Genomic DNA, 12,369 nt, shown 5'->3' on the forward strand with positions numbered 1-12,369 from the left:
TCACTCCTGCCGTGTCGTGCGTTGTTCGATGTGCTTCGCCGGGCGCGGATTGACGACGATGCGCTGGACAAAGACGCCGGGGGTGTGGATGTGGTCGGGGTCGAGGGTGCCGGTTTCGACCAGTTCCTCGACTTCGGCGACGGTGATGCGGCCGGCCGTGGCGACGACCGGGTTGAAGTTGCGCGCGGTCTTGCGATACACGAGGTTGCCGGCGCGGTCGGCCTTCCACGCTTTCACGAGCGCGATGTCGGCGGTGAGGGAACGCTCCAGGAGATAGCGCTTGCCGTCGATGTCGCGCTCTTCCTTGCCTTCGGCGACCAGGGTGCCGACACCGGTGCGGGTGTAGAAGGCCGGGATGCCGGCGCCGCCCGCGCGCAGCTTCTCGGCGAGGGTGCCTTGCGGCGTGAGTTCGACTTCGAGTTCACCCGACAGCAGCTGGCGCTCGAACTCGGCGTTCTCGCCGACGTAGGACGCGACCATCTTGCGGATCTGGCGCGTGCCGAGCAGCAGGCCGAGGCCGATGCCGTCGACGCCGGCGTTGTTGCTGATGACCGTGAGGTCGCGCGCGTTCGAGTCGCGCAGGCCGTGGATCAGCATTTCGGGGATGCCGCACAGGCCGAAGCCGCCGACGGCGACGGTCTGGCCGTCGCGCACGACATCGGCCAGGGCGGTCGTCGCGTCCGGATAGAGTTTGCTCATGGATGTTCTCCTCAGGTGGGAATCAGGTGGGGAGCGCGTCGGCGGCGGGAACGGGCCGATTCACGCCCAGTCCGGCGACGGCGGCGATGGCGTCAGGGTTCTCCAGGGCGGACAGGTCGCCGAGAGCGGTGCCGAGATAGGCTGCGCGCATCACGCGGCGCACCGTCTTGCCGTTGCGCGTTTTCGGGATCGCGGCGACGCGATGCACGCGCGACGGGCGCAGCGGCTTGCCGAGCAGGCGGCCGACGTGTTCGACGAGCTCGGCTTCGCAGTCGTCCCACGATCGTTGTGCGAGCGGTGCGGAGTCGGCGACGGTGACGAAGCACACGACGGCTTCGCCCTTGAGTGCGTCGGGCACGCCGACGGCGACCGCCTCGACGACCAGCGGGTGCGACACGAGCGCGGACTCGAAGTCGGCGGGGCCGACGCGCTTGCCGGCGACCTTGATCGTGTCGTCGCTGCGCCCGTGCACGAACCAGTGGCCGTCCTCGTCGACGCGTGCCCAGTCGCCGTGCGCCCAGATCTCCGGCCACACCGACCAGTAGGCCTCCTGGTAGCGCGCGGCGTCGCGCCAGAAGCCGTTCGTCATGCCCGGCCAAGGCTGGCGGATCGCGAGTTCGCCGACCGTGCCGCGCAGCGGCTGGCCTGAGGGATCGAGTACGTCGGCGGCGACGCCGGGGATCGGGCCATTGAAGGAACCGGGCTTCTGCGGCAGGCCGGGGAAGCAGGCGAGGATGCCGCCGCCGATCTCGGTGCCGCCGGAGTAGTTGATGATGGGGCGGCGCGAGCGGCCGGCGTCCTCGAACAGCCAGCGCCACGGCGCCTCGTTCCACGCCTCGCCGGTCGAGCCGAACAGGCGCAGCGTCGCGATCGCGCGCGGGGCCGGGAGGCTGCCTTCGCGGGCCATCAGCAGGCGCACGAGCGTCGGCGACAGGCCCAGATGCGTGACGCCGTGGCGCGCGACGACTTCCCACAGGCGCCCGGCGTCGGGGTGGTCGGGCGTGCCTTCGAAGAACACCAGGGTCGCGCCGAGCATCAGGCCGCCGTAGACCATCCACGGCCCCATCAGCCAGCCCATGTCGGTGACCCACATCAGCGTGTCGTCGGCGCGCAGGTCGAAAGCCATCAGCAGGTCCTGCGCGGCCTTCACCGGGAAGCCGGCGTGCGTGTGCACGACGCCCTTGGGCTTGCCGGTGGTGCCCGACGTGTAGATCAGCATCAGCGTCTGGTCGGCGGGAAAGGCCGTGAGCGGGCAGCTCGACACGGTCACCGGCAGGCGGCGGTAGTCGAACTCGATGCAGTCGCCGGAGCCGCCTGCTTCCGGGGAGATGCCGCTACCGAGCCGATCGACGACGACGAGCTGGCGCAGCGACGGGCATTGGCGCACCGTCGCGCGCGCGTCCGCCAGCATGTCGACGCGTTTTCCGCGGCGGTAATAGCCGTTCGCGCACACCAGCAGCCGCGCGTCGCAGTCCTGCACGCGCTGCGCGACGGAGTCGGCGCCGTAGCCGGAGAAGAACGGAATGAAGATCGCGCCGATACGCGTCGCGGCGAGCATCATCACGGCGGCTTCGGGGATCATCGGCAGGTAGAGCGCGATGCGGTCGCCCTCGCCCACCCCCAGCGCGCGCAGGCCGGCGGCGACGCGCTCGACCTCGGCGGCGAGTTCCGCGTAGCTGATCGTGCGCAGCTCGCCACGGTCGCCTTCCCAGCGCAGCGCGATCTTCGTCGGCGTCGCCCGGGCGTGCTTGCCGACGAGGTTGTCGACGAGATCGAGGCGCCCGCCGACGAACCATTTCGGCCACATCACGCCGTCCGACAAGTCCAGCGTCTGCCGGTAGGGCGTGATCCAGCGCAGGCCGATCGCGTCGAGGACCTGGCCCCAGAAACGCTCGGGCTCGCGGGCGGCGCGCTCGCGCAGCGCGTCGAGGTCCGCATCGCCGTGGCGTCGCATGAAGCGCGCAAGCTGCGTGGAGCCCCAGTCGCAACCCGTCGCGGTGTAGGTGTTCATGGCAGGGTTCTCCGTCTTGTGGTCCTGCTGCTGCGGCGCGCCGCCCCCCGGGAAAAGCGTCCGCCCCGAAACTGACGGGGGCGGACCAAGGGGGGAGACTGCGGAGTCGGCGCGCTCGCGGCGGCAAAGTCAGCGACCGGCGCCGGTCGCGACCTCCTCGAGGACGTTGAGGGACACGTCGGAGTCCTTCACGCCTTTCGGGTTCGATTTCATGTTCGACGACCAGTTGGTCGCGTGGCCGCGCTTGACGTCGATGATGTGGCCGACCACCGGCATCACTGCCTTGTAGCCGTCGTCGCCCGTATCGGGGCGGTTCTGGAAGATGAACATCTTCCAGAATTCACCCTTGCGGTCGAGCGCGTACCCCAGGTAGGGGCGCGGGAAATCGACTTCGATGTAGGCGACCTTCTTGCTGTACGGATGCTCCGCAGGGGGCGTGCCTTCGACGACGTACACCTCGCGCGGCTCCCATTCAACGTCCTTCGCCGGGTTGCAGAACGGCGGCTCGGCCATGTTGATGCGCGGAAAGCGCTTCTGCGGCTCGCTCCAGGGTTGGGCAGTGTCGACACTGACCTCCGGGCTGTGTGCGATCGCGAACACCCAGCGCTTCTCGACGAGCTTGTTCTGCGTATACTTGGTCGGCCACGCGTCCCAGATGTCCCAGTCGTCGTAGAGCTGGTCGGTGCCTCCGATCGGGTCCATCCACGCACCGCCGGACAGCCGCCGAGTGCGGCGCACGGACTTCAGGTAGGCGAAGGAGTCGTCGGGCTTGGCCGAATTGGGCTGGTTGTAGCGCACCGAGAAGGTGCCGAGACCGCGGATGTCCTGCGGGTAGTGCGCGACGAAGTAGGTCTTCTGCGCGATGTCGCCGTCGCCGACCGAGATCGGGCCGCCGTCGAGCCGCCCTTCCATGTAGTAGCGCCGCGACTGGAAGGCCTGCACACGCTCGTAGCCCTTCTTCGCGTCGAGGAACACCCAGGCGATGTCGCGCAGGTCCATCGTCGCACCGTAGGTCGCCGCGCGCAGGTTCCAGATCACCTTGTCGCCGGCGTTCGGGTCGTCCATTTTGATCGTCTCAGGGGGGAAAGGCATGCCCGCCTTCCAGCCGCTGAGCGTGCGGTCCGCCGGATTGAACTTCACGTCCTTCGACCACTTCTTCGTCGCCTCGACGTACTTCGGGTCCATCTCGATCTTCTTCGAGTGCGCGATCTTGATGGTCAGCCCATAGTTCGTGATCATCCATTCAAGCTTCTCGGGGATCATGCTGGCGATGGTCTTGCCCTCGAAAGTGTCGTCCTTGACGCTGGCGAGGTTGTCCTTGGTGATCACGAAGCCGGGCTCGAGCACCTTGGCGTTGGCGCCGTGGGCCGCGAACAGCGCCACGAGAGCCAGACCGGTACTTGCTGCAAGGTGCCGAACCAACGGATGGACGGCACAGGTGGGTTTTTTCTGCATGGTGGTGTCTCCTCTCTTTTTTCAGAACTGCCGGGTCAAGCGGAAAACGAGCTGGCTGGCTTTGTCGAAGTAGCCGAAGAGCTGGGAACGCTGGCCGCTGAAGGCAACCTTGTTCGAATGACCGCCGCTCCAGAAAAGGTCGGCCTCGACGCGCGCGAGCCATTTGTCATCAAGCGTCAGCGCAATGCTCGGGATCGCGAAGCCGCCGCCGTGACTGAGATCGAAGCCGACCGCGAAGCCCGGGTTGATCGTGTCGTTGCGGTAGTTCAGCGTCGTAAACGCCGTGAGGATGGTGTTGTGCTCGGTGAGCGGCGTGCCGTACGCGAACAGGCGCACGAGGTCGTCGGACTCCTTGAAGCTCAGTACCTGCGTGTCGAACAACTGGATCGACGAGAACGAGGGTCGCGATGTGCCGAAGATGCCTTCCAGGTTGAGGTCCTTGTCGATGCGCAGCATCGTCGTCAGCGTGTCCTTGAGCTTCACGCCGCCCAGGCCGATGCCTACGTTGCCGGGCACCGTCGGGTCGAGGAAGGCGCCCGTGCCGATGTTGTAGGGCTGGTCCTTCGTGTAGGCCATCTCCGCGCTGAGCACCGCGCCGAGGGTCGCGCTGTAGCCGCTCACGGTCATGCCGTACACGTCGATCTGGGGATGGATACGGTCGAACACCGCGCCCTGCGGGGCCTTCTTGTAGGGCTTGAAGGCCGAGTTCGCGACCGGGTCGGCCGAGAAGGTCGTCAGCCACGCGAACGAGTAGTTCAGGCCGAAGGCTTCGCCTGACCAGCGCACACCGCCGGTGACGTCGCGGTAGTCACCGGACGGATGATTGCAGTCCTTCTTGGTGACGGCCGTGAGGTCGAAGCCGCGATAGGGCTGGAAGAACCAGCGCCCCCCCTGGATGTCGTAGGTGTTGCCGATGTCCTCGCAGGAGTCGGCGCCCGGCCGGACATAGGCGGCGAGCATCCCGTTCACCTCCGGCACACGGATCTTGGTCGAGATCAGTGTCAGCGGCTTGCGCCACTCCTCGTTCTCGCCCTCGAAGAACAGCCGCCACGACAAATCGTAGCCATGCACGAGGTCCATCGCGTGGAAGAAGTCCGACTCGCCCCACACCAGCTGCTGTTTGCCGGCCTTGACCGTAACGCGCTCGCCGATCGGGAGCTCGGCCCAGAATTCGCGCACTTCACCGCGGTTATAGTTGTCCAGGATGCTGTGCGAATCGCCGCCGTGGTCCGTGCCGTTGGTCGTGCGCAGGCGCTCGAGATCCTTCAGATAGTCGGTCTTGTATTCGCGGTCGACGCGGCCGATCGCCTTCCACTTCACCGCCCCGGTCGTCGCGTCGGCGTCGAGCAGCAGCGAGCCGCGCACCATCGACAGCTTGCCCTTGCTCTTCGCGCCGATGGCCTTGAGTTCCGGCTGATCCTGCAGGTTCATCGACACCCAGCCGCGCGCGTAGCCCGACAGGTTGAAGCTGAAATCGTCGGCGGCCCAGGACTTCATCGCTCCGTCGCCAGCGCCCAGGGCCGCGACCTCGTAGTTGCCCTGGCTGTCGACCGCCCGTGCGGGACCCGCCGCCAGCCCGGCACAGGCGGCGGCCACCGCCAGCGCCAGCGCGCGTGCCCTGGTCTTCGTTACTCCCTTGCTTCTCATCTCCTCGCTCCTTTTGGTTTTGTCACTGCTCTGAAGGCGTCATACGCGGGCGCCGCGGCAACTCCGCCGCGCCCGCGGGGGTGGATCAGCCGACCAGCACGGGTTCGGCCTGCTCGATGGGATGGCGCTTGCTGCCGACGATGAATTCCGGGCGGAAGACATAGACGAGGGCCGGCATGATGAAGAGCGCGCTGAAGGCCGAGATGAACAGCCACAGCGCGATCAGCACGCCCATGTCGGCCTGCAGGCGCAGCGACGAGAAGTGCCACAGCACGACGCTGGTGATGAGCGTCATCGCGGTGATCAGCACACCCTTGCCCGGCCCCGTCAGGGCCTGGACGATGGCACGCTCGACGTTGTGCGAGCGGTGCAGGTTCTCGCGGATGCCATCGACGATGTAGAAGGTGTAATCGACCCCCAGGCCGATCCCCAGCGCGACCACCGGCAGGGTGTTGATGTTCATGCCGATGCCCTGCCACGCCATGTAGCTGAAGGTGATCGTGTTCGACAGCAGCACGGGGATCATGAAGAACACGCCGGCGACCGTGGAGCGGTAGGTGACCGTGCAGCACACGACCAGCACCAGCAGCGCGAGCGCGATGGCCTCGATCTGGCCGGCGAGGATCACTTCGTTCACCGCCGCCAGCACGCCGACGAGACCGCCGGCGAGCAGGTAGTCCGCGCCCTTCACCGCGTTATGCTCGACGTAATCGCGCACCCGCGCCACCGCGGTGCGGATTGTCTCGCCCTGGTGGTCGCGGAAGAACAGCGTCACCGCGCCGTTCTTCGCGTCGGCATCGGCGTAGCGGTCCATGTCGCCCGGATCGGAACCGGACACGAACATGTACATCAGCTCGGCATTCTCGTCCGCGGTCTTGCCAAGTTCCTGGTACATCGGATTGCCTTCGCGCAGCACGCGGTTCACCTGCGGCAGCACATCGGCGAGCGAGATGCTGCCGCCGACCTCCGGCTGGGCCTCCATGTACTTCTGGAAGCGCATCATGCTGGAGAGCACTTCCGGTTCGCGCAGCGCTCCCGCCTCCTTGCCCGCGACGACGACGAACATGCGGTCCGAGCCCTGGAACTGGCGGTTGATTTCGGCCGCGTCGCGGTTGTAGCTCGAATCCGGCCACAGAATCGGCGAACCGGGATTGGCGTCCCCCACCTTCAGCTTGAACGCGTACAGGCCCGACACGGCAAACACTCCCACCGCTGCGACCAGCACCGCGTAGCGCCAGCGCGTCGTGACGATGGCCGAGCACAACCCAAGGATGCGCATCAGCAGCGGGTCGATGTTCAACGGATGGATGAAGCGCCGGCGCGTGCCGACCCATGACAACATCACCGGAGTGAGGATCAGCGCGCTGATCGCGATCGTGAGCACCCACACTGTGCCGATGAAGGAAATCTTCTGCAGCAGAGGGATCGGCGTCAGCGCCACAACCAGCACGCAGCCGGCATCCGCGACGATCGCGAGCATGCTGGGTTTGAACAGGTTGCGCGCGCTCGCCCGTGCCGCAGCGGCCGCGCTGGGCGTACCCTGGCGCGTCTCGTCGTCGAAACGCGCGATGAGCTGCACCGAGTTCGAGATCGCCTGCGCGGTGATCAGGAAAGCCACGACGACGACCAGCGGGTCGAGGTGGAAGCCCATCAGGCGCGCGGCGCCGAGTGCCCAGGTTGCGCTGACGAGGCCTGCCAGCAACGGCAGGGCGGTGCCGTGCCAGGTGCGCGTGATCAGGCACAGCAGCACCACCAGCGCACCGACCGCGGCGAAGAAGATCGTCAGCGTTTCGTGCAGGTAGTGGTTCACCCAGCCGTACAGTACCGGCTCGCCGACGATGCGCGCTTCGACGCCGTCACCGCGCGCTTCGTCCACCAGTTTCATGAGCTGATTGAAGGCGCGCGTGTAGTCCATGTTGCCGTCGCTGAAGTCGACCGTAACGAGCGTCGCCTTCAGGTCGGTCGACACGTAAGGGCCGTACACCAGCGGGTTATTAAGCACGGCGGCCTTCAGCGCGGCCAGCTCGGCCGCTCCTTGCGGCAGGTCCGGCCACATCAGCGGCCGTGACTCGACCCCTTCGGTGGAAGCGCGCACCTCCTTGATCTTCTTCGACGCGAGGGAAACGATCTGGTAGGTATCGACGCCCTCGACCTGCTGCAGGTCGACGGTGAGCTTCTGCAGCCTGCCCAGCACGACCGGGTTGAAAATGTCGCCCTGCTCCACCTCGAGCATGATGCTGACCATGTTCGAGCCGCCGAAGGTCTTGCTGAAGCGCTGGTTCACCTCCACGTAGGGATGATTGCGCGGCAAGAGATCGCTGAAGACCGTCTTCACTTCGATGTGGCTCGCCTGCCAGCCCATCGCCAGCGTCACGAGGGCGACCGCAGCAACCACCAGCGAGCGGAAGCGGATGAGGAAGGCGAAGGCCGCGTCGACCTTGCCGAAAGTCGAGTTCTTCATCGCGACGCCCTCACATGCGTTGGTGACCGGCGACGCTCAGCGCGCCATCGTCGAGCACGGCGAGGTTGCTGCCGGCAAGGAAGTAGCGCGATCCGGCACGGGCGACCTGCGTGCGCCATGACACGTCGCCTTCGGCCACGCGCCCGAGCTGCCACTGCGCGGCGTCCGCTTCGGCGCTCGCCATCACGCCCTTGTCGCCCACCGCCAGCCAGCGCACCTCATCCCACACCACGCTGTAGAAGTGCTCACGCGTCAGCGCCGGCACCTGCCGCCAGCTCTCGCCCCCGTCGGCAGTCACGAGCAGCGTGCCGGCGAGTCCGACGGCGACGCCGTTGCGCTCGTCGCGGAAGGCCACGCTCATCAGACTGACCTTGTTCGGCATCTCGACGTGAGACCACGTCGCCCCGCCGTCGCTGCTCCTCATCAGCGCACCGAACTCACCGACCACCCAGCCGGCGTCGCCGACGAAGGCGATGTCATTCCACGCGCGATCCTTTTCGGGCAGCACGCGCGCCCAAGTCACGCCGCGGTCGTCCGAGCGCAGCAACGCACCGAATTCCCCCACCGCCCACGCCGCACCATTGGCGATGCGCACGCGAAAGAGCTTGTTCGGATTGCTGCTCGCGGGAATCCCGGCCCGCGTCCAGGTTGCGCCTGCATCGTTCGTGACGACGATCACGCCATCGTTGCCGACCGCGACCGCCGCCTGGTCGTCCCAAGCCGCGATCCCCTGCAGATTGACGTCCGTGCCCGAGACTTGGCGCGTCCAGGAGCGGCCGCCGTCTTCACTGCGCACGATCTTGCCGCCGGAGCCGGCCGCCCACACCACGCGCTCGTCAGGGACAGCAACCGCATAGAAGCTGTCGCGCCGCTCGATCGCCGGCGGCTCGACCTTCTGCACCACCGCTTCGGCCTTGACGAACAAACCGGCATACAGCAGCCCGCCGACGATCACCAGCGGCGCGGACGACGTCATCAACGTGACCGCGCCGCGGGCGCCGCCTCCATATTTCCTCAATCGACGCAGCATCACTCTCTCCTCCACGCCGTGGATCGGCGCGCGACTTTCGTTTTTTTGCGTAGCCGAGGCCCTGCAGGGCTCGCGCTCCGCATGGGTGTCGGTGAATTCGGGAAAATGTCGGGGCCTGACCGGCCCCGGGTGCCCCGGCCGGCACCTCCCCGCAGGGAGGCACCGGCCCGCAGGCGCCGGGCCTACCGCCCGGCAGTGACGGCTCAGGCCGCTTTTTCAGGGACGGGCAGACCCACCCATTCCTTGTAGAACGCCTCGATGTCCGGCTCGAAGTCGTGGATCACCGGGTACCACGGGGTCGGCGCCTCGACATCGTGCATCGTGCCGCAGGTCGGGCAGTAGTACTCGCGATACACCTGCCACTGCGTGTCCGGCGCCATCAGCTTGGGATACACCTCGGTCATCGCCTCCTCGGTGTCGCGCACGTAGATCGCCGCGTTCAGCTTCCAGTTCTCGCGGTAATCGCCGAAGTCGTGGCCGCAGTCGCACATCGTGACCCACTGCTTGGTCTTCGCGTCCTGCACGATGTAAAGATGCGGCCCCAGCGGCAGGACGATCTTGTGGGGGAACGAGACCTTGGCCTGCAGCGCCTTCAGGTACTGCTCGAAGCGGCTGTTGTCCTTGGGCATCGACAGCATGCGGAAGGTGGTTTCCCAGTCGAGCGAGCCCTCGACGAGGTGTGCGACCTGCTCATTGGTGTAGGTAGTCATTTCCGGCTCCTTGATTCGGGGATCACTCTTCGACCTGGACGACGGTCGTGACGTCGGGCAGCAGCGACAGGTCCATGCGGTGCTTGGCGCCGTAGGACGGCACGCCCAGCTCGGACTCCAGCAGCTGCCAGTCGGCCGGCAGGCTCCAGAACGCCTTGAACTCGTTCGTGAATTTCTCGGACAGCGCGAAGCTGGTCGCGAACATGTGCTGCACCTGCACCGCCGCGTGCTTGCTGACGATGCGTTCGCGCTCCTCCTTCATCCACTCGCGGGTCGGCAGCGCACGGGCGAGGCGCTCCTTGCGCATCTCCGCACGGCGGGCCTGGGTCTTCGCGGGATCCACCGCGAACACGCCCTTCGCGTCCTGCGTGAACACCGCGCCATAGACCTTCTGCGCGTATTCCGGCAGCAGGAACTTCTGGTTCAGGTCGTTCTCGATCGCCTTCGGGTCACGGTCGATCGGGTCGCCGAAGCCGGGGCCGCCGCGCAGGTAGTTCAGGTACAGGTCGTGGTTGTCGTAGCAGTCCTCGGTCGTCATGCACTGCTTGTCGCGCTTGACGGTCGCGGTCGCGTCGATGTGGCGCTCGTAGTCCGGGGCAGAGGGGTCGAGATCGCCACCCAGGGGCAGCGAGTCGCCGACCGCGATGCGCTGCTCAAGCCCGGTCTTGTGCGCCTCGAAACGGTAACCGGTCGCCGACGGGTAGCCGCCCATCATCCCCCAGTCGCTGTTCATGAAACCGTTGCCCATGAAGAACATCGTCCAGTCCTGGGCGTTCCACACCATGCGCAGCGTCTCGAAGCCGCAGCCACCGCGATACTTGCCATAGCCGCCGGAGTTGGCCTTGACGTTGCGCCCGAGGTACAGGAGCGGCTCGGCCATCTCCCAGATCTCGATGTCGCCCATGTCGCCTTCCGGGTTCCAGATCGCGGCGGCGTGGTTCAGGCCGTCCTTCACCGCGCACGCGCCGGTGCCGCAGCTCGAAGCTTCGAAGCTATTCACCGCGTGGATCTCGCCGTCCTGGTTGATGCCGCCGCCCTGCAGCCAGTTGGAGGTGTTGGCGTTGCCGGCATTGACCTCTTCCAGATAGCCGCGGCTGAAGTAGGACTGCGAGAGGCCGCGCCACAGCGCCGCCCAGCCGGACACGAGGAAGTGCCAGGCGTAGGCGTGGCCGGTGCGGCGGTCGTCCGGGTTGCACCACGTGCCCTTGGGCAGGCGGAACTCGGTCGCGTAATAGGCGCCGTCGTTGATGCGCTGCGTGGGCACCAGGGTCTGGCACATCATCACCCAGATGCCCGACGTGAAGGCCACCTGGTGCGCGTTGAAGGTATGCCAGCCCCAGCGGCTCGCGCCCTCGAAGTCGAGGCGCCACTTGCCATCCGGCTTGATCGTCATCTCGCACGGCGAGTGCATGATCGAGTCGAGCTTGGCGAAGGCGTTCGACACCTGCACGTCCTCGTGCTTGTACGGCACATCGACGAAGGACACCTTGCGGTACTTGCCCGGCAGCGTCATCGCCTTGATGCGGCTCATCAGGCCGCGGCGGCCCTCCTCGATGACTTCGAAGGCGAACTTCTCGTAGGCCTCGATGCCGTCGGCGCGGATCACGTCCTCGACCAGCTCGCGGATCATGTGGCAGCCGGCGATGCGCGTCTTCTCGTCGAGGATCCAGTACTTGGGCGTGCGCACCGAACGCTGCGATTCGTGCAGCCAGTCGCGCAGCGGCTCGTCATTCACCCCGGTCTTGCGGCAGGTGATCATGTAGCCGTCGCCGAAGCGCTGGGTCTGGCCGGTGGACATGGAGCCCGGCGTCACCGCGCCGGTGTCGATCACGTGCGTCACGCCGCCCACCCAGCCGATCAGCCGGCCTTCCCAGAAGATCGGGACGATGGTCGCGATGTCGCACGGGTGCACGTTGCCGATCGCGCAGTCATTGGTCGTGAACATGTCACCGGGGTTGATGCCGGGGTTGCCTTCCCAGTTGTTCTCGATCATGTACTTGATCGCCGCGCCCATCGTGCCGACGTGGATGATGATGCCGGTCGAGGTCAGCACGCAGTCGCCCGCGGCGTTGTACAGCGTGAAGCACAGCTCGCCTTCCTGCTCGACGATCGGGCTCGCGGCGATCTTCTTCGCCGTTTCGCGGGCATGCACGAGGCCGCCACGCAGCTTCGAGAAGAGCTTCTCGTAGCCGATCGGGTCGCTGTCGCGGAACTCCAGCTTTTCCTGGCCGTTGTAGCAGCCGGTGGCCTTGGTGCGCTCGATGATGCCATCGCGGAACTGCTTCAGCGTCTGGCCGTTCTTCAGCAGGTCGGCGAAGCCGATTTCCTGTTTTGTCATCATGTTCATGTCGTGTCT

Annotated in this window: 8 protein-coding genes; all 8 read right to left on the reverse strand. The window is 66.5% G+C overall.

What is annotated here, in order from left to right:
* Positions 1–699 (reverse strand): CoA transferase subunit A, encoded by a 699-nt coding sequence (locus CDA09_RS19350; RefSeq protein WP_121430138.1) that lies wholly within the window; start codon positions 697–699, stop codon positions 1–3.
* A 22-nt stretch (positions 700–721) separates the two neighbouring features.
* Positions 722–2,710, reverse strand: coding sequence for an AMP-binding protein (locus CDA09_RS19355; protein ID WP_121430139.1), 1,989 nt, complete (start codon positions 2,708–2,710; stop codon positions 722–724).
* A 129-nt stretch (positions 2,711–2,839) separates the two neighbouring features.
* Positions 2,840–4,165 carry a DUF1329 domain-containing protein gene (locus tag CDA09_RS19360; RefSeq protein WP_121430140.1) on the reverse strand — a complete coding sequence of 442 codons (1,326 nt, stop codon included), beginning with the start codon at positions 4,163–4,165 and terminating at the stop codon, positions 2,840–2,842.
* Between the two features lie 21 nt (positions 4,166–4,186).
* Complete coding sequence (locus CDA09_RS19365; RefSeq protein ID WP_121430141.1) at positions 4,187–5,812, reverse strand: DUF1302 family protein; 1,626 nt, start codon at positions 5,810–5,812, stop codon at positions 4,187–4,189.
* An 85-nt stretch (positions 5,813–5,897) separates the two neighbouring features.
* The gene (locus CDA09_RS19370; protein WP_121430142.1) at positions 5,898–8,273 is read right to left on the reverse strand and encodes an efflux RND transporter permease subunit; all 2,376 of its coding nucleotides are present in this window, start codon (positions 8,271–8,273) and stop codon (positions 5,898–5,900) included.
* A 10-nt stretch (positions 8,274–8,283) separates the two neighbouring features.
* Complete coding sequence (locus tag CDA09_RS19375; RefSeq protein ID WP_121430143.1) at positions 8,284–9,303, reverse strand: WD40/YVTN/BNR-like repeat-containing protein; 1,020 nt, start codon at positions 9,301–9,303, stop codon at positions 8,284–8,286.
* Positions 9,304–9,506: 203 nt separating this feature from the next.
* Positions 9,507–10,013: an acetone carboxylase subunit gamma gene (locus tag CDA09_RS19380; RefSeq protein ID WP_121430144.1), complete on the reverse strand. Its 507-nt coding sequence runs from the start codon at positions 10,011–10,013 to the stop codon at positions 9,507–9,509.
* A gap of 22 nt (positions 10,014–10,035) precedes the next feature.
* Entirely contained in the window at positions 10,036–12,360 is a 2,325-nt protein-coding gene (locus CDA09_RS19385; RefSeq protein WP_121430145.1) for a hydantoinase B/oxoprolinase family protein, read from the reverse strand.
* Between the last annotated feature and the right edge of the window lie 9 nt (positions 12,361–12,369).

It is taken from the genome of Azoarcus sp. DN11 (assembly GCF_003628555.1).
Taxonomy (GTDB): Bacteria; Pseudomonadota; Gammaproteobacteria; order Burkholderiales; family Rhodocyclaceae; genus Aromatoleum.

Excerpts from the sequence above, each read along its gene's own strand:
- CDA09_RS19355 (WP_121430139.1), bottom strand. The coding sequence starts at position 2,710 with ATGAACACCTACACCGCGACGGGTTGCGACTGGGGCTCCACGCAGCTT.
- CDA09_RS19350 (WP_121430138.1), bottom strand. The coding sequence starts at position 699 with ATGAGCAAACTCTATCCGGACGCGACGACCGCCCTGGCCGATGTCGTG.
- CDA09_RS19360 (WP_121430140.1), bottom strand. The coding sequence starts at position 4,165 with ATGCAGAAAAAACCCACCTGTGCCGTCCATCCGTTGGTTCGGCACCTT.
- CDA09_RS19370 (WP_121430142.1), bottom strand. The coding sequence starts at position 8,273 with ATGAAGAACTCGACTTTCGGCAAGGTCGACGCGGCCTTCGCCTTCCTC.
- CDA09_RS19365 (WP_121430141.1), bottom strand. The coding sequence starts at position 5,812 with ATGAGAAGCAAGGGAGTAACGAAGACCAGGGCACGCGCGCTGGCGCTG.
- CDA09_RS19375 (WP_121430143.1), bottom strand. The coding sequence starts at position 9,303 with ATGCTGCGTCGATTGAGGAAATATGGAGGCGGCGCCCGCGGCGCGGTC.
- CDA09_RS19380 (WP_121430144.1), bottom strand. The coding sequence starts at position 10,013 with ATGACTACCTACACCAATGAGCAGGTCGCACACCTCGTCGAGGGCTCG.
- CDA09_RS19385 (WP_121430145.1), bottom strand. The coding sequence starts at position 12,360 with ATGAACATGATGACAAAACAGGAAATCGGCTTCGCCGACCTGCTGAAG.